This is a genomic window from Nocardia sp. IBHARD005 (assembly GCF_052814245.1).
The window spans coordinates 4411424-4437463 of sequence record NZ_CP199935.1; the positions used below are offsets into that span (position 1 = coordinate 4411424).

The 26040-nt window shown below is 67.5% G+C and carries 26 protein-coding genes and 2 pseudogenes; 11 read left to right on the forward strand and 17 right to left on the reverse strand.

All coding sequences use genetic code 11. The annotated features are described in order from the left end of the window. Window positions 1-7 precede the first annotated feature (7 nt). From ACTWPB_RS20820 to ACTWPB_RS20830, 3 genes are all read right to left on the reverse strand, one after another. Entirely contained in the window at window positions 8-1285 is a 1278-nt protein-coding gene (locus tag ACTWPB_RS20820) for an aminotransferase class V-fold PLP-dependent enzyme (protein WP_446222253.1), read from the reverse strand. A gap of 86 nt (window positions 1286-1371) precedes the next feature. Further along, window positions 1372-1806, reverse strand: a complete 435-nt coding sequence (locus ACTWPB_RS20825) for a CBS domain-containing protein (protein ID WP_446222254.1) — start codon at window positions 1804-1806, stop codon at window positions 1372-1374. Between the two features lie 87 nt (window positions 1807-1893). Next, window positions 1894-2082 carry a hypothetical protein gene (locus ACTWPB_RS20830; RefSeq protein ID WP_378928335.1) on the reverse strand — a complete coding sequence of 63 codons (189 nt, stop codon included), beginning with the start codon at window positions 2080-2082 and terminating at the stop codon, window positions 1894-1896. Window positions 2083-2430: 348 nt separating this feature from the next. On the opposite strand from ACTWPB_RS20830, the gene ACTWPB_RS20835 reads away from it, so the two are divergent. Both ACTWPB_RS20835 and ACTWPB_RS20840 read left to right on the forward strand, forming a co-directional pair. Next, window positions 2431-2664, forward strand: coding sequence for a DUF397 domain-containing protein (locus ACTWPB_RS20835; protein WP_357290715.1), 234 nt, complete (start codon window positions 2431-2433; stop codon window positions 2662-2664). Between the two features lie 18 nt (window positions 2665-2682). Next, window positions 2683-3567 carry a helix-turn-helix domain-containing protein gene (locus ACTWPB_RS20840; RefSeq protein ID WP_446222255.1) on the forward strand — a complete coding sequence of 295 codons (885 nt, stop codon included), beginning with the start codon at window positions 2683-2685 and terminating at the stop codon, window positions 3565-3567. 70 nt (window positions 3568-3637) lie between these two features. On the opposite strand, the gene ACTWPB_RS20845 is transcribed toward ACTWPB_RS20840, so the two are convergent. From ACTWPB_RS20845 to ACTWPB_RS20860, 4 genes are all read right to left on the reverse strand, one after another. Next, window positions 3638-3892 (reverse strand): hypothetical protein, encoded by a 255-nt coding sequence (locus tag ACTWPB_RS20845; protein ID WP_446222256.1) that lies wholly within the window; start codon window positions 3890-3892, stop codon window positions 3638-3640. A gap of 354 nt (window positions 3893-4246) precedes the next feature. After that, on the reverse strand, window positions 4247-4900 hold the full coding sequence (locus ACTWPB_RS20850; protein WP_446222257.1) for an NAD(P)H-binding protein: 654 nt from the start codon (window positions 4898-4900) through the stop codon (window positions 4247-4249). A 12-nt stretch (window positions 4901-4912) separates the two neighbouring features. Next, the gene (locus ACTWPB_RS20855) at window positions 4913-5395 is read right to left on the reverse strand and encodes a DUF2599 domain-containing protein (protein ID WP_446222258.1); all 483 of its coding nucleotides are present in this window, start codon (window positions 5393-5395) and stop codon (window positions 4913-4915) included. 80 nt (window positions 5396-5475) lie between these two features. Then, entirely contained in the window at window positions 5476-5727 is a 252-nt protein-coding gene (locus tag ACTWPB_RS20860) for a hypothetical protein (protein WP_446222259.1), read from the reverse strand. A gap of 331 nt (window positions 5728-6058) precedes the next feature. On the opposite strand from ACTWPB_RS20860, the pseudogene ACTWPB_RS20865 reads away from it, so the two are divergent. The 3 genes and pseudogenes from ACTWPB_RS20865 to ACTWPB_RS20875 all read left to right on the forward strand — a co-directional run. Then, window positions 6059-6175: pseudogene (locus tag ACTWPB_RS20865) on the forward strand (lipase family protein); the annotation flags it as partial. Between the two features lie 257 nt (window positions 6176-6432). Beyond that, window positions 6433-7797, forward strand: a complete 1365-nt coding sequence (locus tag ACTWPB_RS20870) for a lipase family protein (protein ID WP_446222260.1) — start codon at window positions 6433-6435, stop codon at window positions 7795-7797. A 184-nt stretch (window positions 7798-7981) separates the two neighbouring features. Next, on the forward strand, window positions 7982-9163 hold the full coding sequence (locus tag ACTWPB_RS20875) for an esterase/lipase family protein (protein WP_446222261.1): 1182 nt from the start codon (window positions 7982-7984) through the stop codon (window positions 9161-9163). Between the two features lie 68 nt (window positions 9164-9231). Here ACTWPB_RS20875 and ACTWPB_RS20880 read toward each other — a convergent pair whose 3' ends face one another. Further along, window positions 9232-10458, reverse strand: coding sequence for a PucR family transcriptional regulator (locus tag ACTWPB_RS20880; protein ID WP_446222262.1), 1227 nt, complete (start codon window positions 10456-10458; stop codon window positions 9232-9234). A 184-nt stretch (window positions 10459-10642) separates the two neighbouring features. On the opposite strand from ACTWPB_RS20880, the gene ACTWPB_RS20885 reads away from it, so the two are divergent. After that, window positions 10643-11119 (forward strand): HAD-IIIC family phosphatase, encoded by a 477-nt coding sequence (locus ACTWPB_RS20885; protein WP_446222263.1) that lies wholly within the window; start codon window positions 10643-10645, stop codon window positions 11117-11119. Between the two features lie 222 nt (window positions 11120-11341). On the opposite strand, the gene ACTWPB_RS20890 is transcribed toward ACTWPB_RS20885, so the two are convergent. Both ACTWPB_RS20890 and ACTWPB_RS20895 read right to left on the reverse strand, forming a co-directional pair. After that, window positions 11342-12931, reverse strand: a complete 1590-nt coding sequence (locus ACTWPB_RS20890; protein ID WP_446222264.1) for a GMC family oxidoreductase — start codon at window positions 12929-12931, stop codon at window positions 11342-11344. A gap of 145 nt (window positions 12932-13076) precedes the next feature. Beyond that, window positions 13077-14558: an FAD-dependent oxidoreductase gene (locus ACTWPB_RS20895; RefSeq protein ID WP_446222265.1), complete on the reverse strand. Its 1482-nt coding sequence runs from the start codon at window positions 14556-14558 to the stop codon at window positions 13077-13079. 180 nt (window positions 14559-14738) lie between these two features. Here ACTWPB_RS20895 and ACTWPB_RS20900 point away from each other — a divergent pair, with 180 nt between their 5' ends. After that, on the forward strand, window positions 14739-15230 hold the full coding sequence (locus ACTWPB_RS20900; protein ID WP_446222266.1) for a glutathione peroxidase: 492 nt from the start codon (window positions 14739-14741) through the stop codon (window positions 15228-15230). A 1-nt stretch (window position 15231) separates the two neighbouring features. Here the strand turns inward: ACTWPB_RS20900 and ACTWPB_RS20905 are convergent, their stop codons facing one another. From ACTWPB_RS20905 to ACTWPB_RS20920, 4 genes are read right to left on the reverse strand one after another with little or no spacing between them, the layout of a single operon-like run. Then, on the reverse strand, window positions 15232-16428 hold the full coding sequence (locus tag ACTWPB_RS20905; RefSeq protein ID WP_446222267.1) for a DUF7373 family lipoprotein: 1197 nt from the start codon (window positions 16426-16428) through the stop codon (window positions 15232-15234). Beyond that, a complete protein-coding gene (locus ACTWPB_RS20910) occupies window positions 16425-17984 on the reverse strand; it encodes a protein kinase domain-containing protein (RefSeq protein WP_446222268.1) in 1560 nt (519 codons plus the stop codon). Before ACTWPB_RS20910 ends, ACTWPB_RS20905 begins: the two co-directional genes overlap by 4 nt. A 44-nt stretch (window positions 17985-18028) precedes the next feature. Then, window positions 18029-18544: a hypothetical protein gene (locus ACTWPB_RS20915; protein WP_446222269.1), complete on the reverse strand. Its 516-nt coding sequence runs from the start codon at window positions 18542-18544 to the stop codon at window positions 18029-18031. Next, window positions 18541-19086, reverse strand: a complete 546-nt coding sequence (locus ACTWPB_RS20920; protein ID WP_446222270.1) for an MFS transporter — start codon at window positions 19084-19086, stop codon at window positions 18541-18543. The genes ACTWPB_RS20915 and ACTWPB_RS20920 overlap by 4 nt, the downstream gene beginning before the upstream one ends. 175 nt (window positions 19087-19261) lie before the next feature. On the opposite strand from ACTWPB_RS20920, the gene ACTWPB_RS20925 reads away from it, so the two are divergent. The 4 genes and pseudogenes from ACTWPB_RS20925 (at window position 19262) to ACTWPB_RS20940 (ending at window position 22456) form a co-directional block, all read left to right on the forward strand. Next, window positions 19262-20092 carry an SAM-dependent methyltransferase gene (locus tag ACTWPB_RS20925; RefSeq protein WP_446222271.1) on the forward strand — a complete coding sequence of 277 codons (831 nt, stop codon included), beginning with the start codon at window positions 19262-19264 and terminating at the stop codon, window positions 20090-20092. Between the two features lie 270 nt (window positions 20093-20362). Further along, complete coding sequence (locus ACTWPB_RS20930; protein ID WP_446222272.1) at window positions 20363-20713, forward strand: FAD-dependent oxidoreductase; 351 nt, start codon at window positions 20363-20365, stop codon at window positions 20711-20713. Between the two features lie 196 nt (window positions 20714-20909). After that, a pseudogene (locus ACTWPB_RS20935) lies at window positions 20910-21344 on the forward strand (GMC oxidoreductase); the annotation flags it as partial. Window positions 21345-21565: 221 nt separating this feature from the next. Then, complete coding sequence (locus ACTWPB_RS20940; RefSeq protein ID WP_446222273.1) at window positions 21566-22456, forward strand: cyclopropane mycolic acid synthase family methyltransferase; 891 nt, start codon at window positions 21566-21568, stop codon at window positions 22454-22456. A 71-nt stretch (window positions 22457-22527) separates the two neighbouring features. On the opposite strand, the gene ACTWPB_RS20945 is transcribed toward ACTWPB_RS20940, so the two are convergent. Genes ACTWPB_RS20945 through ACTWPB_RS20955 form a run of 3 tightly spaced genes read right to left on the reverse strand, consistent with a single transcriptional unit; the run spans window position 22528 to window position 26036 of the window. Further along, window positions 22528-23862: an ABC transporter substrate-binding protein gene (locus tag ACTWPB_RS20945; RefSeq protein ID WP_446222274.1), complete on the reverse strand. Its 1335-nt coding sequence runs from the start codon at window positions 23860-23862 to the stop codon at window positions 22528-22530. Between the two features lie 57 nt (window positions 23863-23919). Continuing rightward, window positions 23920-25089 (reverse strand): branched-chain amino acid ABC transporter permease, encoded by a 1170-nt coding sequence (locus ACTWPB_RS20950; RefSeq protein WP_446222275.1) that lies wholly within the window; start codon window positions 25087-25089, stop codon window positions 23920-23922. Beyond that, window positions 25086-26036 carry a branched-chain amino acid ABC transporter permease gene (locus ACTWPB_RS20955; protein WP_446222276.1) on the reverse strand — a complete coding sequence of 317 codons (951 nt, stop codon included), beginning with the start codon at window positions 26034-26036 and terminating at the stop codon, window positions 25086-25088. Before ACTWPB_RS20955 ends, ACTWPB_RS20950 begins: the two co-directional genes overlap by 4 nt. Window positions 26037-26040 lie beyond the last annotated feature (4 nt).

The following is a 26040-nucleotide window of genomic DNA, read 5'->3' on the forward strand; positions in this document are numbered from 1 at the left end:
GGTCGGGTCAGCGCCCGTGCCCGGCGATGCCGGACACGCAGGCGACGAATCGGTCGATCTCGTCGAGGGTGTTGTAGAGGTGGGTACTCACCCGCACCGAGGCGTTCCCGGCATCGGCCGAGGGCACACAGTGCGCCCCGGTCCGCACCAGGAATCCGGCATCGGCCAACACGAACCCGAGGTCGGCCGCGGTGAGCGTGTCGAGGGTGAACGAGACGATCCCGTAGCCGACGGCGCACGCGGCGTGCGCGGGCCCGGGGAGGAAATCGAGCCCGGGGATCTCGCGCAGGCCATCGACCAGCCGCAGGGTGAGTACCCGGTTGTGCGCGGCGACGGCGAACCGGTCGAGTTCGTCCAGTAGATCGAAAGCCGGTGCCAGGGAAAGGATCCCGGGAATGTTGTGGGTGCCGCCCTCGAGCAGTTCCGGCATGCCGGTGCTGACGAGACCGGCGTCGGTGATCGTGACCCCGGAGTGCCCGCCGGGCAGGAAGGGCCGCAGCTTGTCGTGCACCCGGCGGTGGCAGTACAGCAGCCCGGTGCCGGGCGCGCCGAACATCTTGTGCCCCGCGAAGACCGCGAAATCGGCGCGGAGCGCGGTCACGTCGACCGGCAGGTGCCCACCGCTCTGCGAGCAGTCGAAGCACAGCAGGATCTCGGGGTCGATCCGGCCGTGCAATTCCTCGAGGGTGGTGAGCCCGCCGTACACGTGATGCAGGTGGCTGGTGGTGATCAGGCGGGTGCGCGGACCGACCTGCGCGAGGATGTCATCGATATCGGCCTCACCGGTCGCGGTGCTGCGATAGGGCCGCAACACGATTCGGCGGCCGAATCTGGCGAGGGTGTCGCGCAGGTGGTGCCACGGCAGCACATTGGCGGCGTGATCGGCGGGGTTGTAGACGATTTCGTCGCCGTCGGTCAGCTCGGCCAGGCCCCAACTGTGCGCGATCGCGCCGAGCGCGGCGGTGGCTCCGCTGGTGAACACGATCTCGTCGGAGTACTGCGCGCCGAGGAAACCGGCCGCCCGGGTACGGACGGCGGCGATCCGCGCCGACAGTGCGGTGGCCCAGCCGTAGGTGCCGCGGCCCGCGTTGGCGGTGTGCTCGCGGTGGTAGTCGGTGACGGCCGCGATGACGGTGTCGGGCTTCTGCGTCGTCGCGGCGCTGTCCAGATAGACCACCGCGGGATCGGCCAAGGCGGGGAACCGCGCGCGGATCGAGGCCGGCACCGGAGTCGGCGCGTGCCGGATCACCGAGGCGGCGGCGAGCTCGGGCCGGGCGGGGTACACCTGCTCAACGATACGCACGTTTCTGGTACGGCTCGCGAAGAATTCTCAGGCGCAAGGCTTTTCGGCACCGCGGGGTGGCGTCGGGCTCAGTAGTTGCCCTGGAGGTACTCGACGAGATGTTCACGTTCGGCGGCCAGTTCGGTGATCTCGCTCTTCACCACGTCACCGATGCTGACGATGCCGACGAGCCGGTCGGACTCCACCACCGGCATGTGCCGGATCCGGTGCTCGGTCATCACATCTCGCAGCGAGGACACGTCTTCATCGGGCCCACAGGTGCGAACCCGGGCGGTCATGATGTCGGTGACCGGCCGATCCAGCAGCGCGGCACCGTGGGCATGCAGATGACGCACCACATCGCGCTCGGAGACGATGCCCGCGATCGCCTTGCCATCGGGGGAGACGACCACCGCGCCGATATTGTCTTCGGCCAGCGCCGCCAGCAGGTCACGCACCGTGGTCTGCGGTGACACCGTCGTGACCGCCGTGCCCTTGTTGCGCAGGATCTCCGCTATCCGCATATGCGCACCACCCGTCCGATCGATACCTCGCCCACTAGCATGACCTGTCGGAACCGGCCTGACCAGCACGAAGACGTTACAACCGCGTTATTCGTCGTCCAGCCCCGCGGACAGGTACGCGGCGGCGGCCAACCACTGACGGCACTGCGGACCGTGGATGTCGTGTTGGCTCAGCATCTCGCGCGCCTGACGGTAGGTGAGCCCGTTCGGCTCGTCGCTACACGCCGTGGGCGGTGCGACTGCGGCACCGAGGTGGCGCTGAAACGGACTACTCATCGAAGTCCCCTCCCATCCGGCGACGGAAGGTCTGCCCGGCCGAGCCGACGAACCTCCCGGTGATCTTGCGCCCTGAGTGTACGGGCGGGTTGTTTTCGAATGCAAGCACATCTGCACGTTCGTTCTGGCCGTGTCGGGCCGCGATGGGGTTGTGGCGCTTGCGAATTCAGGGGGCTGGACGGCTCGGTGGGGCGTACTCCCGGTCATGGCATCGGGTAAGTACCGACCGGTGCGCGGTGGCGTTTCGCATGTTAATGTCCCCATCGCGCAAGGCAGATGCAAGAACGTTTGTGCGTGCATCTGCAATTTTCGTACCGATGGGCATCATTCGAGAAGGAGGAGTGCGGTATGTCCGGAATACAGCATGATCAGCGTGAACGCCCGGGAGACGGCGCGTGGCGCAAGAGCACCTACAGCAACCCCAGCGGCAACTGCGTCGAGGTCGCCGAAGCCGCCGACGGCTCGGTCGCCGTGCGCAACTCGCGCGACCCGCAGGGCTCGGTGATTTTCTACACCCGGCCCGAGATCGACGCGTTCATCCGCGGCGCGAAGGCCGGAGAGTTCGACTACCTCACTGGGTAATCGGTAGCATCTGGGTTCATGACGGCTGAACCCGACGAGATCGGTCGCGTGCAACCTGTTGTCGACCGCGGCCCTACGGTGTTGCGCATCGCGCTCGGTGGCCAGTTGCGCAAGCTACGCGAGGGCAAAGGCATCACCCGCGAGGACGCCGGTGACGCGATTCGCGGCTCGCACGCCAAGATCAGCCGACTCGAATTGGGCCGCACCGGTTTCAAGGAACGCGACATCCGGGATCTGCTCACGCTCTACGGCGTGCACGACCCCATGGAACGCACCGCGTTCTTCGAATTGGCCAGGCAGGCCAGCGAACCCGGCTGGTGGCATCGCTACAGCGATCTGCTGCCGTCGTGGTTCAGCACCTACCTCGGGCTCGAGCAGGCCGCCAGTCAGATCCGCACCTATGAGGCCCAGCTGGTGCCCGGCCTGCTGCAAACGCCGGAGTACACCAGGGCCATCGTCGGCCTCGGTTTCGACAACGCCGAAACCGAGCGCCGGGTCCAGGTTCGTCAGCTACGCCAGGATGTCCTGCGCCGGGTCGACCCGCCGGTGGTATGGGCGGTGATCGATGAGGCGGTACTGCACCGTCCGATCGGTGGTCGCGATGTGCACAAGGCACAGCTGCGCTACCTGGCCGAACTGGCGGAGCTGCCGAACGTGACCGTCCAGGTGCTGCCGTACGCGGCGGGCGGGCACGCGGCGGCGGGCAGTTCGTTCAGCATTCTGCGCTTCGGCGAGCCGGAACTGCCCGACATCGTCTACCTCGAGCAACTCACCAGCGCGCTCTACCTCGAGCGTCGCCAGGACCTCGCGATGTATCTGTCGGTGATGGATCAGCTCAGCGTCCAGGCCGAACGGCCGGATCGCTCACGCGAGATCCTGCTGTCCTACGCCGAACGGGATTGACGGTTCAGCGGGGTCGACACCAAGAACTCGATCGGACTGCTCGGAAGATCGCCGGGTGCCGATTCGGTGTTCAGTACCGGATACAGCCGGCGGCAATGCGCCAGAAGGTATCGGGGGTCAGCATCTGCAGATCCCAGTCGTCGGCCAGCTCGTGCGCGGTGGTCACGATCCGATCGATATCGAAATCGTTGCGGGTCGCCGCGCCGGTGGATTCCACGGCATCTATGACGAAAGCGATCGCGCTTTCCCGTGACGACCGTGTGGTGCCGGGGTGGGTGGCCGCCGCGCGATCGGCGAGGCCGAACCGGCCTGTGGTGTTGTTCATGTGAATGCCCCTGTGCTTCTCAGGTAGTGGCAAACCCAAGGCAATCTTTACCCCGGGTGTGCCGCTCGCGGCCTCCCCTTACTATCCCCTGAATTGTGTTGCGGCCCTGAGTTTAGGACGGGGACACTTTCACATGCAAGCACATCTGCACGATCGATTCCTTCTCGATGCGGCGTATTTCCCGGCTTCTGAGCGGCGAATCCAGGGTGTGGGCACCACCTTCGCCATGGGTGGTGCCCGAATAGTGGCGTGACCGGCGGTTCGCGGTGTTCATCGGGTGACGACAATGCGGGCGGGGTGCGCGGTAATCGCGTCCAGCGGGCGAAATTTCTTGTGATAGTTAATTTCTGGTTATCAAATGGCCGCGACAGCTGACTCGATCGGCAGCGTTCCGGATACCAGCTCGAGCGTGCGTCGAAAAGTATTGTCCGCGAACAATATCGATGCGAGCGTCGCGGCGACATCGGCGCGCGGCACCGAATCGCGCGGAATCGGCGGCGGTCCGAGCGTGATCAGACCGTTGCCTTCGGTGTCGGTGAGCCGACCGGGACGCAGGATCGTCCAGTCCAGATCGCGGGTTCGCAGGTCCGCTTCGGCGCGGGTCTTGGCGTCGAGATAGGCGGCCCACACCTCATCGGTTCCCGGTGCGGGTGGGCTGCCTGCGCCCATTGTCGAAATCTGCACGAACCGCGCGACGCCGGTGTGCTCGGCGGCGTCGGCCAGCTGCACCGAACCGTTGAGGTCGACGGTGTATTTGCGCGCGGCACCGCTGCCCGCCCCCGCGCCAGCGGCGAACACCACCGCATCCGAACCGGCGACCGCGGCCGCGAGGTCGGCGGCGGTGTCGCATTCCATGTCGTAGATGACCGGGACGCCACCGGTCGCGGCGATATCGGCAGTCTGGTCCGGGTCGCGGATGAGCGCGTGGACGTGGTCACCGCGCCGGGTCAGTAACTGGGCGAGCAGTAGGGCGATCTTGCCGTGTCCACCGGCGATGACGATGCGCATGGGGTGCTCCTCTCAGCGTTCGGGGCCGCCAGGATTGCAGTTCGCCGACACCGTGGCCTGATAGCCGACGTCGGGGCGCCACGGTTCGAGGTTCCAGCTCGGTTTGCCGGGCGCTACCATCCTCGCCCACACCCAGTGGCACAGGAACTGGTCGCGCATGCCCGGCGCGTCGGCATCGGGGTCGAGGGCACGTACTTCCTGCCAGGCCAGCTCGTCGGTGCCGGGCGCGGCCGTTTTGCGGCCCGCCTGGGTGGGGAAGACGAGCAAGCGGGGGCCGTCGACGTTCGCGGTCCAGGTCACGTGATCGATCAGGGGCAGGCCCGCGTAGGGGTCGACCGTGGTGGTGGGCGATGCGATGGTGGCGGGCACTCTCTTGGTGGTTGTCGTCGGGGCGGCGGTGCTGGACGTGGCGGCGACATCCGGGGTGTCGGCCGAGCCGCAGCCGGTGAGGACGGCCACCGCGGCGAGTGCGAGCCGGAACTGCCACCGTGTCACGAACGCCCCTTCTGTCACCGCGGGCCGGCGAACGCCCGCCGTGCCAGCCTAGTGCGGTCGACGAGTTGGTGCCGTGATCGTCAGTGCCACAGGGACCGGCACGGCAACCGGCGCAGGCCGGGGCCGACGTGGCCGTCGACGGTGACCAGCAGGCCGGAATGCACGGCTGCCGAGGTGAACTCCCAGGCCTCGGCCTGGGTCGCCGCGTATTCGAGGACCAGTGCGTCCTCGGGTGTCGGGCCGTCGAAGTAGACCGTGATCCGCCGGGTCGGTATCTCGTTCGGTTCGATGCGGTGGAGGGTGGCGGCGATGTTCTCGTCGGTGGGAATCATGGCGTGCTCCTTTCGCCCCGGCACTGGTGAGCGCCTTCCTACTCGACGGTAGGTGTTGCACCATCGAGCGGAACACGTTCCGATTTCGCTTGGAGATCTCACAATCCACCTGTCGCCGCGGCGGTGCGCCCGCCTATCGGCGTGCGCGCTGCCTCCGGTCACAACGCACACCAGGTGAGGTTGTGAGCTCCGCCGATGCTCGCGGCGACCCGTCGACGAGGAGCCACGGTACCGGCGAAGATCGCTCTCGACAGCAGCGACACGGGAGGGACAGCCGCATGATCTGGGTTCCCGGGACACGGCACACTCGGCCGGGCCGAACACTGCTGCTCTGCGCGGCAGCCGGGTCGCGGTGGCCGGATACTCCGGTGGCGGCATGGCGACGGCATGGGCGGCGGCACGGCAGCCCGAGTGCCCGGCTGCGGGGGGCGCCTGCGCCCAGCACCCGCTGAGTCCGGAGCCGGTCGGCCCGGATCCGCGCGCCCCGTTGCGGATCCGGGCCGATGCGTGGCGCGGCAGGGCGATTCTTGTTGCGATACAGCGGCATTGCGCACACGAGTCGGGCACAACGCCGAAGTCGCGCCGCGGCGCCACGTAGCGTGATTGCTCTGACGACGGCGCGGTGGGGGAGTTTCGGCGGGGGTCGAAGCACCGCATGGTGGCACGTCATCGACGAATCCGTTGCCACCCGAAGGCGTGTGTGCCATGAGATCTGTTCGAGTACTTGTCTGTTCGGCACTGCTGCTGTTCTCGTTCGCGGCGGGCACTGCCGCGGCCGATCCGCCATCGACCCAGGAATTCCCGGTGCCACAGGTGGGGACACCCGGTTTCCTGCCCGATCTGCAGCGCTGGATCGACCAGGTGCTTCCCTCACCGATCCAGCCCAACGCCGCTGATCCGGCCGCTGAGCTCGCGGCACTGCACGCGGCGGTGCTGCCGTCGGCGGTCGGTGATCCGATCTTCGACCAGTGGCCCGCCGGGCTCGACGAGTTGTCGCCCGGCGATCTGATCGAATCCCGTGACATCACCGCGACCGCGGCCTGGTTGACCCTGGTGCCCATCCGCTCGGCGACGCTGCTGAAATTCCGCACCGAGGACGCGCACGGCAGGCCGTCCTACGCCACCGCGACCCTGATCGTGCCCGCCACCGAGTGGACCGGGCCAGGGGACCGCCCCGTGCTGGTGAACAACCTTCCGATCGACGCGCTCGGCCGCAAGTGCACCCCGGGTTACTCGCTGGCGCACGGCCTGACAACACAGTCGAGTGCGACGGAGTTCATTCCGCCGACCACCCAGTTGGCGGTGCTGCGCGGGTACGCGGTCCTGGTGCCCGACCACGAGGGCCCGTGGATGGCCTATGCCGAACCGTATGTCGCCGGGCACGCGGTGCTCGACTCGATCAGGGCGGTGCGTGGCACCGACCCGGTGTCCTACGGCGAGAGCCGCTTCGCGATGACCGGCTACTCCGGTGGCGCCATCGCCACCCACGGTGCGGCCAAGCTGATCGATTCCTACGCACCGGAACTGGCCGACGCGATCGTCGGCGCGGCACTGGGCGGCGTACCGGCCGACTTCGAAATCCTTTCGCGCAGCATGAACGCCAATCTCGCGTCCGGAATATTTATGGCCGCGACCTTCGCGATCGGCCGGGAACGACCCGAAATCCTCGCCGCGATGAACAATCTCGGACGCTGGGTCACGACGTCGATGATGAAAGATACCTGCGCCAGTGTGTTCGCGATACCCGGAATCTTGCATCTGCCGATCGATGTCGGCGCCAATATCGCCGACCCGCTGCGTTCGGAACTGGCCACCGATATCTACGAGATCACCCGGATGCAAGGCCTGCGGTCGGCTACTCCGCTCTATATCTACAACGGTGACCAGGAATTCTGGATCCCCGCCGAGGGTGCGCGCAATCTCTACGCCGAGCAGTGTGAACTCGGTGCCAGCGCGGTCTATCGCGGTGTGCTCGGTGAGCACATCATCGGTGCGGCGACCGGCTATCCGGAGGCGATGCTGTGGCTCGACGAGCGATTGCTCGGAGTCGCCGCGCGCAGCGAATGCTGAATATTTTCCTGTGCCCTGTCATGGCAGTTTTCGACGGGCTGTGGTGAGCTGCCCAGACCGCGCGTGACAATCGTTTCGTCAGTAATTCTGCGGCTTATGTTCTTGGCGGTTTCGACAAGCCATTCGTTCTCCCGGCAGGTCAGGGCGGCGAATATTCGAATCGCACAGGAAGACAAGTCAACACATGAAATCTCCCAGTCGCAGGCGCACGCTGCACACGGCGGTATTCGCCGGAGTCGGCGCCCTCTCCATGGTGCTCACCGGGCCGGGGGCGAGCGCGGCTCCCGCTGCTTCGCCGACCGAGCAGGATCTCGCCGACATCGTCTCCGAAGGTCGGCAGGTCGCCGGGTCCGGTTCGGCGTGCACCTCCGGTAGCGGTGCCGGGTCCGGTAACGGGTCCGGTGACTGCTACGGCGGTTCGGGTTCCAGCTCGGGTTCCTCGGGCGGCTATTCCTCCGATCCCGGCGCGTACGGACCGGAGTCGACGGCGTTCCTCGCCGCGTTCGCCTACGGTCTCGGCAACCCCGACGCCGCCGCGCCGGGGACGAACGACTGGAACTGCAAGCCGACCGCCGAGCATCCTCGCCCGGTTGTGCTGCTGCACGGCACCTGGATGAACGCCTACAACGGTTTTGCCTACATGGGCCAGCCGATCAAGGACGCCGGCTACTGCACGTTCACGTTCAACTACGGCCGCTCGACCATGATGGAGGGTGGCGGCCTCGGTTCGTTCCTGCCCGGTGTGATGGGCACCGGCTACATCGAGGATTCGGCGAAGCAGACGGCAGCGTTCGTCGACCGGGTCCTCGCGGCCACCGGTTCCGGCGAGGTCGACATCGTCGCGCACTCCCAAGGTGGGTCGATGGCGAACTACTACACCAAGTTCGAGGGCGGCGCGGCCAAGGTGAACAAGCTGATCACCTTCGGTGCCACCCACCACGGCACCAGCCTCGACGGCATCGGCGCGCTGGGCCGCATGATCAACAACCTGGGTATCGACATCCTCGGCCCGATCGAGATCTTCGTCGGGCACGCGGGTATCCAGCAGACCATCGGCTCGGATTTCGTCAACAACCTCAACGCAGGAGGTGACACTGTCGCCGGTGTCGATTACACCGTGGTCGGTACCCGGTACGACGAGGTCACCAACCCCTACGAACTGACCTTCCTGAAGGCGGGCCCGGGGGCGAAGGTCGACAACATCACCCTGCAGGACGGCTGCGAGCAGGACCTCTCCGATCACCTGACGATCATGTACTCGCCGCGTGCCTTGTCGATCGCGCTTCGGGCGCTCGACCCGGTGCAGAACCCGCAGCTGACCTGTGTGTTCAATCCGTGGCTTGTCGGTGGCGGCGGCTCGCTCTGACCCGCTCGCGCTGACAACGACGAAGGCGCTGCCCAGCTGATGTGGGCAGCGCCTTCGTCGTGTTCGGGTCAGGCGGGCACGCAACGGTAGCTGCGGGCGACGAGCGCGGAACGCAAGTACCACAATCCCGAAGGCTGGGTGGGATCGAAGCCGGTGAGCTGACCGATCCGCTTGAGCCGGTAGTCGACGGTATTGGTGTGCACGTGCAGCACGCGTGCGGTGCGCTGGCGATTGAGGTTGTTGGCGATGTGGCGCTGCAGGGTTTCGAGCAGCTCGGGGTACTGATCCAGTGGATCGAGCAGCGAGCCGAGGAATTCGCGGCCGGGGCCGGGACGGGTCAGCTGGTATTCCAGGGCCAGCTCGTCGAAGCGGTACAGACCAGAGGTCACCTCGAGCCGCTGGACCATGTCGAGCAGTTCGTGCGCCTGGTCGGCGGCATCGGGGACTCCGGTGGTGCTCGTTTCGACCATCGCGGCGGTGATGCCGACCTGTGCGGCCTGGGAGAGCTGGGCGACCAGCGCGGTCAGACCCTCGCGGTCGAAGGTGTCGGCCGGGATCAGTACGGTCCCGCCGTCGACACTGAGCAGCGACAGCGCCGAGTCACCGCAGCGTTTGGCCAGCTCGGCCTGCACCCGGCGTAACTTGCGCCGGGCGACGACCTTCGAATCCAGCGCCGGGTTGGCCTCCTCGCGGTGCTGCGGGATCGCCAGGGCGAAGACCGCGTAGGTCTCGGCGATCGTGATGCCGCATTCGCGGGCCATCGTCGAGGTGCTGTGGCCGCCGAGCAGGGCCGAGGTGAGGGTGTGTACGGCGGTGTGGTGTTCGCTGACCACACCGCGGAGCTCACGCACATAGGCCAGCGAGATCTGGGCGGTGATGGTGTCGAGCAGTTCCATCACGACCTTGACGCCGTCGATGAGGTTGTCGAAATCCTTCCCCGACGCGCTCGCAACGACCAGGTCGAGGCCGATCTTGAAGCCCTCGGAGATCGAGTGGTGAATCGTGTCGATGGGCACGCCCTCCCGGGCCCACGCACCCGCCGCGTCCTGCAGGCGCTGCAGCTTGCTGGGAATGTCGCGCCCGTCGAGCATGCCGACGGCGAATTCGAGGCAGATCCGGGTGATCGTGGTGACATCGCCGGAAATGGCGTCACCGGGTAGCGTGCCGCAGGGCGCGACGGTAGCGACGAAATGGCCGACCATGTGCCGCGACAGTGCGCGAACGTCCTTGAGTGGCAACGACATCGGCTTGCCCGAGACGGTCAGCGACGGCCGGGGTGGATGGTGGACGGACATCTGTGTTCCCTTCGCCTGGTGCGGCTGTACCCCCCGCTGTCCAGCGAACCCCACCCTAACCAACTACCAAGGAAACCGGAATGGAACGTCAGGTTCTGGGTATGGGGCCGACGGCGGCGGACCCCACGTAGTGACCGGTCACAAGTCTGGTTCTTCGCTATCAGTGGTTGTAGAGTTCAGCGCCATGCGACCTGCCGTCCGTTGTCTGGTCTGGGAACTGGACGAGACCCTGTGGGAGGGTGTCGTCCACGACGAGACCGGCACCACGCCGCGCCCACCGGCACTGCGCACGCTGACGAAACTGAGCGAGCGCGGTGTGCTGCATGCTGTCGCCGCGCGCGGTGACCGGGGCAGAACCCTGCACACGCTGTACCGCCACGGCCTGTACGAGATGTTCTCGGCGGTCGAGGTCGGCTGGGGCCGCAAGTCCGCCTCGATCGTCCGGATCGCGGGCACCCTCGGCCTCGGGCTGGACGCACTCGCGTTCGTGGACGCCGAGCCGGTCGAACGGGCCGAGGTCTCGCGCGCCCTGCCGATGGTGCGTTGCTACGCCGCCCGCAACGTCGAGGTGCTCCCGCTGCTGCCCGATTTCCGGCATGACCTGCGTTCGGGCCGCGTACCGACCCCACCGTTGGGATTCGCCCGCGTCCCCGCGCTCTGACCGGGATCCGGTCGTTTCGCGGCCCTGATCACGGCAGTTCCGGCGGCAGCGACAGTGCGAGCGATTTCGTCGCCGCCGAACTCACGGTCGCCCGGTCGCGCCGGTACGCGGATCTGGGTTATCCACTGCCATATCTGCTGCTCGCGGCCGCTTCGCTCGGTCTCGCGGCAGTATGCGGTAAGTGGTGGCGCGCCGTGGCGGGCGCGCCACCACTTACTTCTGTCAGGCCTCGGCGAGGATGAAGTCCGCGGCCTGTTCGCCGATGAAGATGGCGGGGGCGTTGGTGTGGCCGCGGATGATCAGCGGCATCACCGAAGCGTCGGCGACGCGCAGACCCTCGACGCCGCGGACTTTCAGGTCAGGGGTGACGACGCTGGCGGCGTCGGTGCCCATCCGGCAGGTGCCGATCGGGTGATAGAGGGTGTGCGAGAACTGCTCGATGGTCAGCGCGATGGTGGCCTCGAGATCCTCGGGTGCTTCGGGTGGGTAGATCAGCGCGCCGAGTGCGCTCTGGAGCGCGGGTTGTCCGGCGAGCCCGGCGCACACCCGAAGCCCAGCGGTGAGCGCGGCCCGGTCGGCGCCCTCGGGATCGGACAGGTACCGCGGATCGATCACCGGCTTGGCCGTCGGATCGGCCGAGGCCAGGCTGATCTTGCCGCGACTGCGCGGGCGAAGCAGGATCGCGCCGAGCACCACACCGTGTTCGGTGGCCTCGACCAGACCCTCGTGGTAGAACGGCGCCGGTGCGTAGATCAGCTCCAGATCGGGGTGCTCGAGATCGGGCTCGCTGCGCACGAAACCGTATGCCTCACCGACATTGGAGCTGAGCATGCCGCGGTGGCGGACCAGGTAGTTGATCAGTTCCAGTGGCTTCTCGGCGGTGAACAGCGAGTCCGATTCCACGCTGTAGCCGAGCGCCGAGATGAGGTGGTCCTGCAGGTTCGCGCCGACCTCGGGGGAGTGGGCGACCAGCTCGATGCCGTGTTCGGTCAGCTCGTCCTGATCGCCGATGCCCGAAAGCTGCAGCAGCTGAGGACTGTTCACCGCGCCACCACACAGGATGACCTCGCGATTCGCGGTCACGGTGAGTGTCTGCGCGCCGTTGCGGTACTCCACGCCGGTGGCCTTGGTGCCCTCGAACAGCACGCGGGTGGCCAGCGACTCGGCCAGCACGGTCAGGTTCGGCCGCTTCATCGCGGGCCGCAGGTATCCGTCGGCGGTGCTCCAGCGCCTGCCGTCACGCTGGGTCACCATGGTCTGCGTAAAGCCCTCGGGCGCAGGCCGGTTCGCCGACTCGAGCTCGTGGCCCGCCTGGCGCGCGGCCTCGAGGAACGCGTGCGTCGACGCGCGCGGGCTGCGCTGGCGCTGCACGTGCTGCGGTCCCTTGGAACCCTCGTCGGGGAACTGGGCGTCCTGGACGTTCTCGATCTTGCGGAACTGCTCCACCGCGGCGGCGAAGTTCCACTTCTCGCCCGCCAGCAGTCCCCATTCCTCGTAGTCGGCGCGGAAACCGCGTACCCACATCATCGCGTTCATCGACGACGAGCCGCCGAAGGTCTTGCCGCGCGGCCAGTAGATCCGGCGGTCGCCGAGCTCGGTCTGCGGCTCGGTCAGATAGTCCCAATCACGCTCGCTGCGAAACAGTTTCGAGAACGCGGCCGGAATATGGGCGAACTTGTCGTCGTCGGCCGGGCCTGCCTCCAGCAGTACGACCGTCGTGCCGGGGTCGGCACTGAGCCGGTTCGCGAGCACCGCCCCCGCGGATCCGGAGCCGACGATCACGTAATCCGCGGACGTCCCACCTGCTTGCACTGTCCAACTCCGATCTGCACTGCGTCTGTCGTTCGGCGCGCCTGCTCCCGGGTGTGAAAAGACCGTGAGCCCAGCCGGACTCGTCGTCAGGCGTGACGCTGCAAGCAGAGTACTGACAGAAGGCCCGCGGTGGGTCGTGCGCGGTTCAGCCCGCTGCCGCCGCTGCGCCCGCGCGACGGCCGTAGAAGCTGCCGTCGCCGAGCGAGGCCCCGCTGACGTAGCCGTACGCGCACAGTCCCGAGGTGCAGCGACCCGCCGCGAACAGGCCTTCGATCGGTTCACCACTGACGTGGAGCACCCGCGAATCCAGGTCGGTGCGCAGCCCGCCGAGGGTGAACCCGGCGGTGAACCCGCGCAGGTCGAAGCAGGCCAGCGATCCCGTGATCGGTCGCACCCATTCGGGCTTCTTGCCCAGCAGCGGGTCGCTGCCGTGTTCGGCGTGCTGGTTGTACGTGGCGACGGTGGTCTGCAATGTCTGTGCGGGCAGCCCCATCTCGGCCTCGAGTTCGGCGACCGTCTCGGCGACCCACTTGGGCGCGAAGCGGAAGAACGGCGTGGCGCTCTCGGTCGCGAGCGCCTCCGCCAGCGAGGTCTCGTCGATGATCAGGAACGCCTGGTTGTCGTTCTGCAACAGCGTCGCCTGACCGATCCGGCCGGGGTAGGTGTCCTCGGTGACGTAGCGCTGACCGCGTCCGTTGACGAGGATGCCACGCGCCATCATCTGCGGATCGCCGAAGATGGCCACCTCGCTGGCATCCATGTGCGCGAGCTCGGCGCCGAGCGCTTGGGCCACCCGGATACCGATGCCGTCGTGTTCCTCGATGGCCGCGCCCGGCCTGCCGCTCAGGCGCGGGGTGTAGCGGTCGATCATCTCGGTGTCGTAGGCGAAGCTGCCGGTCGCCAGCACGACACCGCGCGCGGCCCGCACGGCGACGGGCTTGCCGTAGGTGGTGGCCAGCACGCCCACCACACGGTCCGCGTCGTCGACGACGAGCCGACGGATCCGGGTGTCGTACTCGACGTCGATGCCGAGCTCGGCGACGGTGTCGGCGAGTGGCTTCATCAGCATGTAGCCGCCGCTGCGCTCACCGATCTTCTTGCCTGCCAGCTCCGGAACATGCCCGCGCGGAGCGGGTTCGGCGATCTCGAGGAACGGTGCGGAGTTCTCGCCACCGGAGTACATCAGGCCCTCGTCGTGCGGGGGCTCCCAGCCGGGCTCGCCCCAGAACGACTCCTTGAACGGCACACCGCAGTCCACGAGCCAGTTGTAGTGCTCGACGCTGCCCGCGCAGTAGTCGTTGATCTTCGCCTCGTCGACCCCTGGCCCGAGCGCCGCGGTGAGGAAGGCCGCCATGTTCTCCGGGGTGTCGTCGAATCCGAGCGCCTTCTGCAGCGGTGTGCCACCACCGAGGTAGACGAATCCGCCCGCCAGGGCCGCCGCACCGCCCCAGCCGCCGGTCCGTTCCAGGATGAGCACCTTCGCACCGGCCCGCGCGGCTTCGATCGACGCGCACACCCCGGCGATCCCGAAACCGGCCACCACCACATCGGCCTCGAAATCCCACTGTGTCACCTCGCTCGCGCGCAGCGGGCGGACGGTATCGATCCGATGTGACTGTTCGCTCACGGGTTTCCTCCGGTGCTCGGGGTGCGGGCGTCACCGCCCTTCACTGGAATGGTGCCGCCAACCGCGCGACAAAACAAGAACGTGTTACAGATTCTCCCGCCGAGCGGGACACTTGCGCGCCGATCCGGCTCCGGTACGGTGGCGATCGAACCGACATCGACGAGATCTGGTGGTGATGTGATGAGCGCGAACATTCGAGACATTGCGGTGCAGACCCTGGCGGGCGAGGACACCACGCTGGGCGACCTGGCGGGCGAGCGGGCGGTGCTGCTGGTCAACGTGGCCTCCAAGTGCGGCCTGACCCCGCAGTACGGCGCCCTGGTGGAGCTACAGAAGACCTACGGCGAGCGCGGTTTCACCGTGATCGGCTTCCCGAGCAACCAATTCATGGGCCAGGAGCCGGGCAGCGCCGAGGAGATCCAGGAATTCTGCTCGGTCACCTACGGTGTCGATTTCCCGCTGCTCGCCAAGGCCGACGTCAACGGTGACGACCGGCACCCGCTCTACGCCGCGCTGGTCGAGACGGCCGATGCCGAGGGCGCGGCCGGTGACGTGCAGTGGAACTTCGAGAAGTTCCTCGTCGGTCGCGACGGCACCGTCGCGGGCCGGTTCCGGCCGCGCACGACCCCCGACGCCGCCGAGGTCGTGCAGGCGATCGAAGCCCAGCTCTGACCTACTGAGCGTTCGCCAGCAGCGCGAACTGTGCTGCGGCCTGGCGGCGAACTCCGGCGGGTTCGGCGCCGCTGACGAACGCGCCGTAACGGCGAAAACTCACATAGCAGCGGGTCAGCGCGGGCGCACTGCCCGCCCGGCGCTCCGCGCACCGCGCCTGCGGCAGGCCCTCGGGCGCCGCGACGGGATGCGCGGCCGCGCTGAGCGTGTCGTGCCAGGTGGTGCCGAATGCGAGGGCAGCGGCCTCGTCGCGGAATCGGAACAGCGTGGTGCTGTAGGCGTGCGCCACGCTGTCCACGCCGCCGCGATCCCAGGCCGCACCGAGCTCGGCGGGTTCGGTGGGGCGGTAGTGCCTGCCTGCGCGGCCCGTCCACGGCGCGAACTCCCGTGCGGCGATGGCGATCCGCTGATCGGCCGGACCGGGAATCAGGGTGCGGCGCAACAGATCATCGGGATCGCGCGGCAAGTGCGCGATCTGGTCGGGCGCGGTCGGCGTGAACTTGTCGAGCAGGGGTATCTGGGCGTCGAGGACTGCCGCGACACGCTTGGCGAGCGCATCGATGTCGGGGGACTGATGCTGCAGGAACAGGCTCACCACGATCTCGCCGTGGGCGAAGGTCGCCCCGATCGTCTTGATGCCCGGTCGCCAATGTGCTTGTGCGGCAGCGTAACCGGGGATCGGCACGGGCCGGTTGTCCGGGCTGACCCCGAAATCGGTTGCCGCGAGTTCCCGTGCCGCCTCCTTCGCGTTCTCGGCGCCGGGAAACCGCAACAGCACGACCCTGGTGATCCGCGCGTCGGTCTCGATCGCCGGTTTCGCCTTGTCGAAGGCCTGGGTCCCCTCGGCGATGTCGAAGCCGACGAGCATCCGATGCCGTTGCAGCACTGCGAGATTGACGTTCGAGATCGCCGAGGTATCCGAGGCCCGCTGTGGGGTGTCCAGGACATCGGTGCCCCAGCTGTGGGTCAGCGCCGGATCGACCTCGTGCGGAAACACCACCGCGCCCGCCATCCGCAGACCTTCCAGGATCGGCCCGTCCGTGGGCTTTCGGCCGGTCTCGATATCGGCGGGCACCGTCGTATAGCTGCCCACGTCGAGGGACCGGACATCGATCTCGCCGGGCGTCGCGGTGCCGTCGACGGTGCCGCAGCCGGCAAGCAGCACGGCGAGCGCGCCCAGCGCCAGTCGGGCGGTCACAGGGGTGCGGTGCTCAACCATTGGTCGATCATCTCCTGATGGGTGGTGCCCTTCCAGTACACCTGGAGCAGCACAGTCGAATACGGCGCGGCATCGAAGCGCACCAGCAGCCATGGTCCGGTGGAGCCGTTGAAACTGTGCACGGTCAGCGGCCTGCCGTACCTCGACCGCGGCTGCTCGGTCGCCCCGGCGGGCAGGGTCGCGACGAACCGCCCGACGGTCTCGGCGTCGGAGTGCGCCAGCACCTGCAATTGCAGTCCCTCGCGATCGGTGCAGTCGAACCCCGTGTCCCACACGGCCTCCGGGCTCTTCGTCGCGAAACTGCACCGCAACCCCCGGTAACCCTCGCTGTCCGGACTGGCGGGCAGCAGATCGGGGAACATCGCGATCGTCGGCCGCGCCGCCGCCCACGCGTCGACGGTGGTGGTGGTCGGCGCGCTGGTCGTGGTGGTCGGATCCGGGCCGGTGCCCCCGGAGCCTCGGTTCATGAGGACTGCCGTCACGATCACGAGCACCGTGACCACCCCGATGGCGCCCACCGCCCACCACGCTACGTGCCCTCGACGAGTGCCCGCCTCGGCGGTGCCGCCGAAACCCGCCTGATCGCCGGCATCGAAGGCTCGGCCGCCCGCGTCTCCCGCCAGGGGCGGTCCGCCCACCTGCGGACCTCGATCGTCGGGTCCGAGGACGCCGACCGGGCGCGTCGGAGCGATTCCGGTTGTCACCGCGGTGGTCGCCGCCGCGACCATCTCCGCGCAACTGGCGAATCGGTGACCCGGATCCTTGGCCAGTGCTCGCGCGAACACCTCGTCCACCGCGAGGGGTAGACCCGGCACTATCCGGCTGATCCGCGGCACCGGTTGCATCACGTGCGCACCGATCAACGCACCCGCGTTGGTCGCGGTATACGGTGGCCGCCCCGCGAGCAGGTGAAACAGCGTGCACGCCAACGAATACTGGTCCGACCTCGGGCCCGCCGCGCGTCCGTCGAGCTGCTCGGGCGCCGCGTACCGCAGCGTCGCCACCACGGTCCCGGTCCGGGTCAGCGCGGTGCCCTCATCGATGGCCTTCGCGATCCCGAAATCGGTGAGCAGCACCCGCTCACCGCTACCGCCCGCACCCGCACGCAGCAGGATGTTGGCCGGTTTGACGTCGCGATGCAGCAACCCGGCCGCGTGCGCGCAATCGAGCGCGTCCGCCGTGGACCGCGCGATGTGCAATGCCCGATCCGGTGCCAAAGCTCCTGGCCGCAGCGCTGATTCCGCGTCGATGCCCGCGACATACTGCATCGCGATCCACAACCGCCCGGCCGCGCTGCCGCGATCGTGAATCGCCACGATGTTGGGATGATCGAGGCGCCCCGCGAGATCGGCCTCGCGCTCGAACCGCCCACGGAACACCGGATCCGCCGAGAACGAGGAGTGCAGCAGTTTCACCGCGACCAGTCGCGGCAACCGTGGATGCCGGGCTGCGTAGACGCTGCCCATCCCACCCGACCCGAGCACCCGCTCGATGCGATAACCGGCGACGACGTCACCGGCACTGAGCTCGTGCATGGTGCCACGCTAGCTCAGGACCGGTGACCTCGCGATCGGCATGCTCAGCGGCGGATCCCGCGCACGGCGACCGCGGCAGCGACGAGCGTGGTCGCGACGCAGATCAGATGCACGACCGCTACCGCATCAGCCGCCGATGACGCGGTCGTTCCCACCGATTCGAAGAACACCGACCCGATGCTCGCGATCCCGACCACGGTTCCCAGCTGCACGCTGGTGACGAGAATGCCGCTGGCATCGGCGGCCACCGGCACCGGCACTGCGGCCAGCGCCCGCGTCATCAACGGACTGAACGCCAGCCCGTTTCCGAGGCCGTAGAGCCCGAACGCGATCGACGCCGCAGGTCCGATCCCCGCGCCGTCGCCGAGCAACCACGCGAGCCAGCCCAGCGAGGCCGCGCTCACCACCAGCCCGAACGGAATCATCCTCGCGTGCAGGCGGGCCGGGACACGGTGCCACGACAGGCCCGCCACCGCGAACGTGGCACCCATCGGCAAGAACTGCGCACCCGCCCGCAGCGCGCTGTAGCCGAGATCGCTCTGCAGGTGGATGGCGCTCACGAACCACGCCAACCGGTGCCGCCCAGATCCGCGTCGACGATCAACCCGCCGAGAATCTGGCCCGCCAGCAAGCCACCGGAGACGATCGCCGCGTAGATACTCAGCGCCCTGGCCCGCGCCGCTGCGGCGAACGTGCGCTGGATCAGCGTCATCACCTGCGGCGCCATCGCGGCCGCGCCGACACCCTGACCGAACCGGAATACGATGAGCGACTCCGCGTTCCACGCCAGCCCGAAGGAGAGTGAGGCCAGCGTGAACACCGCCAGACCCGCGATGAATGTTCGCCGCTGAGTGAACCGGTCACCCAGACGCGCACCACCGACCAGCAGCACCGCGTAGGCGATCACATAGCCGGCGACGATCAATTGCAGTGCGGCCCCGCCGGTATCGAGGTCCGACCGAATGGACGCGATGGCGACATTGAGGATGGAGCCGTCGAGCACCGTCATGAACTGGCCGGTGAGGATCACGACGAGCACGGCGAACGAACACCTGCCGGTCACCGAATCGGGCACCGGGGCTGGTTCGAGCATCTGGATCATGCACTGATCGTGGGACCGGCAGGCGCACGCGAATAGGACCCCACCGATACGGGTACTCCGGGTACCCGGCTTCATCTCCTGCCCGAGTCGGCGTCGGAATAGCTTGTCCAGCAAGGGAACCGATGCTCTAGGCTGAAATCGTCCAGTCTGCTCCGATGCTCGAAAGGCGCTCTCGATGTCACATTCTTCTGCCGCCTACCCCAGCGCTGTCCCGGTCGGGGTGGATACCACCCGTGCGAGTATCGCGCGGGTCTACGACGCCGCACTCAACGGCAAAGACAACTTCGACGTGGATCGTGCGGTGCTCGACCAGGTCCGCGCGGTCGCCCCGCAGGTCAACGATCTGGCCTGGGCCAACCGTGATTTCCTCATCCGTGCCTGCCGGTTCCTGGCCAGGGCGGGCATCGACCAGTTCCTCGACCTCGGGTCGGGTCTGCCCACCGCGGAGAACACCCACCAGGTGGTTCAGCGGGTGAACACCGAGTCCAAGGTCGTCTACGTCGACAACGACCCGTCGGTTCTCGTGCACGCGCAGGCGCTGCTGGCCAGCAACCGCCGCACCCACATCGCCGAAGCCGACATCTTCCGCCCCCTGGAAGTTCTCGGCAATGCCACGGTGCGCCGCGAACTCGACTTCACCCGCCCGCTGGCCCTGTTCCAGATCGGCACGCTGCACCACTACCTGGGCGAGGACGGCTCCGCCCTGATGCAAACCTACATCGACGCACTGCCCTCGGGCTCGTTCGTGGCGATCGGCCACTTCCACGACCCGGAGACCGCCGAATACAGCGAACTCGCCCGGAAGATGGAAGAGAAGTTCATCCACAGCCCGATGGGCAGTGGCCGTTTCCGCACTCGCGACGAAATCCAGGCGATGTTCGGCAATCTCGAGATGGTCGAACCCGGCTTGGTCCGCTGCGACGACTGGTGGTCCGACGGCCCCCACCTCACCCCACTCTCCGACGTCCGCAACTGCATCGTCGCCGGCGTCGGCCGCAAACGCTAGCAGGCCCGCGCCGATTCGCTACCGGCACAACGAGTTCGGGGCTTGGCCGCCTACCTGCGCTCCTCCGGGGGCGGGTGGTGATGGTTGTGCGGCGGCGTGAGATCGTCGACCACCACCGCGCAACCGCTCGGCCTCGCTCGGCGCGGTCGCCGCGCGCCACGGCCCTCCGCCTCGGCCCCGTGGTAGGCGGCGATATTGCGCATCCTGGCGTGAAGTAGAACACGATACAATTCGGGTGTTGTTCGGGTCGCCTCCCGAACGGAGAACAACGTGACCGAGGCCGACTACGTCGTTGTCGGAGCGGGCAGCGCGGGCTGTGCGGTCGCACGCAGGCTCGCCGAAAGCGGCGCGTCCGTGGTGCTGCTCGAAGCGGGTGGAGTGGACAACAAGGGCTGGGCCAAGATGCTCGTCCAGGTCCCGGGCGCGATCAATGTCATCCACTCGACGCCGCAGCTGAAGAAGCTGTTCGATTGGGGCGACAAGTCGACGCCGCAGCGCAACGCGCTCGACCGCGAGATCCCGATGACGCGCGGCCGGATACTCGGCGGATCTCTCGTTCGCGATGAAATCGGCGTTGCGCAAGCCGACTGCGCCGTACTTCCTGCGTGGACTGGCGGCTGAACGGTTTCGTCCGGGATCGTCGTGGGCGGCTGGTTCCTCCTTCGAAGCAGTCGCATTCGTGTGTACCTCGCAGGCGCGCGAGATCCCGGACCTGCAACTGCTCAGCCTTTACTGGGTATATCCGTCACCGAATCAAGACTCCGACCAACGAGTCGTTCCGGCTACTAAGAAGCCAGGTCAAAGTGTTTTTCCAGCACTCATCTACCCGGAGAGCCGGGGGACTGTTCGGTTGGCCTCCGCAGATCCGACGGCCGCACCACTCATCGATCCGGCGTATCTGACGGCGCCCAAGGACGCCGAGGTGCTGCTGGAGGGCATCACAATGGTCCGCGAGATCATGGCGGGAACCGGCGACAACGAGGGCGAACTCGTTCCGGGGGTGAAATTCGCCGACGAAGCAGCGATGCGCGAAGAGCTCCCGAATCGTGTCCACACCGTCTATCACCCCGTTGGGTCGGTCCGGATGGGTGTCGACGAGAGGGCGGTCGTGGATCCGCGGCTTCGAGTGCGCGGAATCGACGGACTGCGAGTCGCCGACGCGTCGATCATGCCGAGCGTGACGGGTGGCAACACCAACGCGCCCGCGATCATGATCGGCGAGCGATGCGCAGACCTGATCCTGAACAGCTGAGTTCAGCGCTCGCATTCGTCTTGACGTCATCGCTCACGATTGCACGCCTGATTCACCAGGTAAGTGTGGCCGATTATGTCAGTGTGACCGAATTGTTTCCCGGGTCGTCGGCGATCACCGATTTCGGGGGTTGCTGTGAGCCGCGGGGTGGTAGAGGCTGGAACGATCATGTGCCGCGGATACCCGCGGGCTCTCACCTCGATGGCGTGGAGGTTGTTGTCGTGATTCGTCACCGCCCGTTCTATGCCGATGTCCAGTCCCACTACGATTTGAATGATGACTTCTTCGGATTGTTCCTTGATCCGACCCGCACCTATAGCTGCGCGTATTGGAAAGAACCCGGTTACACGCTGGAACAGGCCCAGATCGCGAAAATCGATCTCGCGTTGGGCAAATGCGGGCTCGAGCCGGGTATGACTCTGCTCGATATCGGGTGCGGGTGGGGCTCGACGATGTTGCGGGCCCTGGACGCTTATCAGGTGAATGTGGTCGGGCTGACGTTGAGCCGTAATCAGTACGATTACGTGTCGGATCTGTTGCGCAAGCGGCAGGGCGGCGGTGGGCATGGTGAGGTGTTGCTGGCGGGGTGGGAGGAGTTCGAGGGGCGGGCTGATCGAATCGTGAGTATCGGGGCGTTCGAGCATTTCCGGTCCGAGCGCTACGACGACTTCTTCGATTTCGCTTACCGGGCGATGCCCGCCGACGGGATCATGCTGTTACACACCATTGTCGCCTACGGGCGGGACTATTTGCGGGAGAACGGGATCCGGCTGACCCATGAGGACCTCGAGTTCGTGCGGTTCATCCGTGAGAAAATCTTTCCCGGTGGGCAGCTGCCCCGGCCGTGGGGGAGCTTCCCGCTCGGTGTGCGCGAATACGCCGAAGCCGGCGGATTCTCCGTCACGCAGATCCAGGCGCTGCAGCCGCATTACGCGAGAACCCTCGACCATTGGGCTGCCGCGCTGACCGCGCACAACGACGAGGCGGTCGCGATGGCCGGGCAGGACACGGTCGACAACTACCAGCACTACCTCACCGGCAGCGCCGAACAGTTCCGGACCGGGCTCATCGATGTCATGCAGTTCACCTGCGCCAAAACACCACCGGCATAACTCGCATCTGACCCGGAGACGACTCGGCCCCCGCATCGAACTTCGGTGCGTGGGCCGAGATCGCTTGCGTATCAGGGCATTACGCAGGGGGAGTCGTACTTGATCTTCTCCAGCGTCGGCGCCTTGTAGTTGGCCTCCACGGTCTTGGTACCCATCGGGGCGCTGTCGTCGGGCACGGCGATGCTGCCGGTGAACGACTTGGCGACCGGCGCCTTGCCATAGACCTGGTTGGGGGCCAGCCCGTCGAAGTTCGCCTCGAGCGAGTTGGCGAGCTTGCGGATGTCGACGCGGTTGAGCTTGTCCTGCTCGGCCGCGATGTCGAGGATCTGCTTGATCGGCTTGGAGATCGCCCAGCCCGCGATGTAGGCCCAGTTCGAGGGGACCTTGCCCGCGGTGGCGGCCTTGGCCTCGGCGATGCCCGCGCTGGTGCCGTCCCAGCCGTCGAACGGGCTGGTGCTGTTGTAGAGAGCCTTCAGCGCGGGCGCCGCCGGAGTCTTGAGCAGCGCGCCGTTCCAGGTGGGGCCTGCGCCGATGAAGCGGCCCTTGTAGCCGGCGGCGACGGCCTTGCCGATGATCTCGGCGGTCTCGGCCGGACCGGTGGCCAGCGTCACGACATCGGGTGCGGCGGAGACGATCTGCTGCACCGGGCCGTCCTGGTTACCGGCGACCTGGTTGGGGGCGGTCTTGATGGTGGCGACCACCTGGGCGCCGTTGGCGTCGGCCCAGCGCTTGACGCCCTCGGCGTAGTCCCCGCCGTAGTCGCCGGGGAAGCCGACGGAGGCGAGCTTGGTGGGCTTGGACTTGTTGGCCGCGAGCCAGTCCAGGCCGATCACGGCTTCGGTGCAGTAGGAGTAGCCGGACTCGAGCACCAGGCCCTTGTCGGTCTCGGGGAACTGCCAGCCCGACCAGAAGGTGCCCGCGGCCGCGACGACGTTGTCGGAGTCCATGTCGTCGAGAATGGCCTGGGTCTGCACGGTGCCAAGGCTCAGCGCGAGCGCGAGGATCTTCGGCTCGATCTCCTTATACCCGGCGGCATGCTTCTGCGCGTCGTAGGAGGTGTTCTTGGTGTTGGTGGCCAGGTCGACCTCGTACTTGCCGCCGATACCGCCGGACTCGTTGACCTTCCTCCAGAAATCGGTCTGGCCCGCGTTGACGGCCTGACCGATCACCGCGAAGGGCCCACCCTCGAGGTCGCTGAGCGCGCCGAGGTAGATGCAGCCCTTGGCCTTGTCGATGGCGTTGGGGCAGGGCTCCTTGGTCACACCGGGGCCGGTGGAACCGGCGCCGGTCTCCTCGTCGACGCTCGAACAGCCCACCGAGAGCAGCAGCGCTGCCAAGACGGGCAGGGCGGCCACGCGGACCGACCGACGGTAGGCGCCCCGAGGGCGGCGCAGTGCGGCACTCATGATGTGAATCTCCTTTGAGCGGGTGAATCCAGGGTCGAGTGGTCGGCAGTGGAAGGCTCAGTAACTGAATGGCCAAGCCTTGAAGTAGTTGCGCGCGCGCAGCCACAGCCCGAACATGCCGCGCGGCTCGAGCACGATGACGGCGGCGATGAGCACGCCGAACAGGATCAGCTGCACCTGCTCGAGGGTGACGCCGAGGATCTCGCCCTCGGCATCGACCAGGAACGGGAAGGCCCGGGTGAGCTCTTCGAGGATGCGCGGCAGCAGCACCACGAACGCGGCGCCCATGATCGTGCCGGACAACGTGGCGATGCCACCGATGAGCACGATGGCCAGGAAGTCGATGGACAGCAGCAGGTTCCAGCGTTCGGCGCTGATCTGGCCGACCACCACCGACAGCAGCGCGCCGCACACGCCCGCGTAGGCCGAGGAGATGACGAAGGCCAGGGTCTTGGTGCGCTGCAACGGCACCCCCATCACCTCGGCGGCGATGTCGCGGTCGCGCACCGCGGCGAAGGACCGGCCCACCTTGGAGCGGGCCAGGTTGCGCGCGGCCAGGGCCGCCAGGATCAGCACCGCCAGGCACACCAGGTAGAGGGTGATGGTCTCGTCGACGACCACCCCGGCCACCTTGTACTTTTTGGTCAGGTCCACGCCGAACAGGATCGGTTCGGCCGGGCGCCGCCCGATGCCCGCGCCGCCGGTGACGCTGGTCCACTCCTGGTAGACGTGTTCACCGAGCATCACCAGGCCCAGCGTGAGGGTGGCCAGGTAGAGGCCGCGCACCCGAGATGCCAAGGGCGCCACGACAAGTCCCAGCAGCGCAGGCACCAGCGCGGCCATCGGCAGCCACAGCGCCATGTCCCAGCCGAAGCCGATGACGGTGCGGGTCTGCGTGCCGCCGAACACCGCCGCGGTATAGGCGCCTGCGCCGACGAAGAACGCGTGCCCCAGCGACACCTGCCCAGCGAACCCGGTGAGCAGGTTGAGCCCGATCCCGCCGATGGCGTACACCGCCACCAGCGCGAGGAGATTGGTGACGTCGCTGGTGACCAGGAACGGCGCCAGCACCGCCGGCACCAGCAGACCGCCTGTCCACCACGCCTTGGCTGGGGTGTTCCAGATGGCCTGGTCGGCGGCGTAGGTGGTGTAGAGCCGTGGTCGACCGCGCAGCACCGCACGCGGCACGAGAACCTTGCGGGGCGAATCTTGGCGGGTAGTGGTCATACTCGCTGCACCTCCTTGGTGCCGTAGAGCCCGTACGGGGACACGAGCAGGACGGCGAACATCAGTACGTAGGGCATGACGACGTCGAAGTTGGCGCCCAGCCACGGCGCCAGATCCGGCTGGTAGGTCTTGGTGAGCGCTTCGGCCCAGCCGACGATCAGCCCACCGACCACCGCGCCCTTCACCGAGTCGAGGCCGCCGATGATGGTGGCGGGCAGGGCTTTCAGCGCCACCAGCGCCGCCGCGGCCGCGACGCCACCGGGCGCGGTGCCGAGCAGGATCCCGCCGCAGGCGGCCAGCGCGCCCGCCAGTGCCCACGACAGGGAGAAGATCGTGCCCGCGCTGATGCCCTGGGCCATCGCGGTCTCCTGGTCGGCGGCGGTGGCGCGCATCGCCAGCCCGTAGCGTGAGCGGTCCAGCCACAGCAGCAGCGCACCGACGATCACCACCGCCGACACCACTTTGAAGATGTCGACGTAGCCGACGGTGACGCCACCGACGCAGGGTGCGGCCAGCCCGGCGACGGTGCCGGTCTCGGCGCGGGTGCCGCCGAGGCAGAAGCTGCCGAGGCCCCACGGGTCACCGGAGGTGATCACATCGGGCCCGAACAGCTTGTTGGCCACCACGAGTCCGGCGGCGAACAGCCCGACGGTGACCAGCGTCGCCGAGAACGGCGGCCGGCCGACCATGGGCCGCATCGCGATCCGCTCGGTCGCCGCCGCGATCGCGGCCACCGAGGCGACCGCGCCGAGAGCGGCCACCGCGAACGGCAGCCCGGCCGCGCCGGTGAGGGTGTAGCTGAGGAAGGTGCCCAGGATCATGAACACGGGCTGGGCGAAGTTCATCACGCCGGTGGCCCGGAAGATGATGACGAAGCCGACCGCGATCAGCGAGTACATTGCGCCCAGGCCCGTACCGCGGACCAGGGATTCGGCGAACTCGATCATCGGT

Coding starts and splice junctions, on each gene's coding strand:
- ACTWPB_RS20880 (WP_446222262.1), bottom strand. CDS start 10,458: ATGTCCGTCCACCATCCACCCCGGCCGTCGCTGACCGTCTCGGGCAAG.
- ACTWPB_RS20825 (WP_446222254.1), bottom strand. CDS start 1,806: ATGCGGATAGCGGAGATCCTGCGCAACAAGGGCACGGCGGTCACGACG.
- ACTWPB_RS20950 (WP_446222275.1), bottom strand. CDS start 25,089: ATGACCACTACCCGCCAAGATTCGCCCCGCAAGGTTCTCGTGCCGCGT.
- ACTWPB_RS20845 (WP_446222256.1), bottom strand. CDS start 3,892: ATGAACAACACCACAGGCCGGTTCGGCCTCGCCGATCGCGCGGCGGCC.
- ACTWPB_RS20910 (WP_446222268.1), bottom strand. CDS start 17,984: ATGCACGAGCTCAGTGCCGGTGACGTCGTCGCCGGTTATCGCATCGAG.
- ACTWPB_RS20945 (WP_446222274.1), bottom strand. CDS start 23,862: ATGAGTGCCGCACTGCGCCGCCCTCGGGGCGCCTACCGTCGGTCGGTC.
- ACTWPB_RS20860 (WP_446222259.1), bottom strand. CDS start 5,727: ATGATTCCCACCGACGAGAACATCGCCGCCACCCTCCACCGCATCGAA.
- ACTWPB_RS20835 (WP_357290715.1), top strand. CDS start 2,431: ATGTCCGGAATACAGCATGATCAGCGTGAACGCCCGGGAGACGGCGCG.
- ACTWPB_RS20840 (WP_446222255.1), top strand. CDS start 2,683: ATGACGGCTGAACCCGACGAGATCGGTCGCGTGCAACCTGTTGTCGAC.
- ACTWPB_RS20955 (WP_446222276.1), bottom strand. CDS start 26,036: ATGATCGAGTTCGCCGAATCCCTGGTCCGCGGTACGGGCCTGGGCGCA.
- ACTWPB_RS20920 (WP_446222270.1), bottom strand. CDS start 19,086: ATGATCCAGATGCTCGAACCAGCCCCGGTGCCCGATTCGGTGACCGGC.
- ACTWPB_RS20870 (WP_446222260.1), top strand. CDS start 6,433: ATGAGATCTGTTCGAGTACTTGTCTGTTCGGCACTGCTGCTGTTCTCG.
- ACTWPB_RS20850 (WP_446222257.1), bottom strand. CDS start 4,900: ATGCGCATCGTCATCGCCGGTGGACACGGCAAGATCGCCCTACTGCTC.
- ACTWPB_RS20830 (WP_378928335.1), bottom strand. CDS start 2,082: ATGAGTAGTCCGTTTCAGCGCCACCTCGGTGCCGCAGTCGCACCGCCC.
- ACTWPB_RS20875 (WP_446222261.1), top strand. CDS start 7,982: ATGAAATCTCCCAGTCGCAGGCGCACGCTGCACACGGCGGTATTCGCC.
- ACTWPB_RS20900 (WP_446222266.1), top strand. CDS start 14,739: ATGAGCGCGAACATTCGAGACATTGCGGTGCAGACCCTGGCGGGCGAG.
- ACTWPB_RS20885 (WP_446222263.1), top strand. CDS start 10,643: ATGCGACCTGCCGTCCGTTGTCTGGTCTGGGAACTGGACGAGACCCTG.
- ACTWPB_RS20925 (WP_446222271.1), top strand. CDS start 19,262: ATGTCACATTCTTCTGCCGCCTACCCCAGCGCTGTCCCGGTCGGGGTG.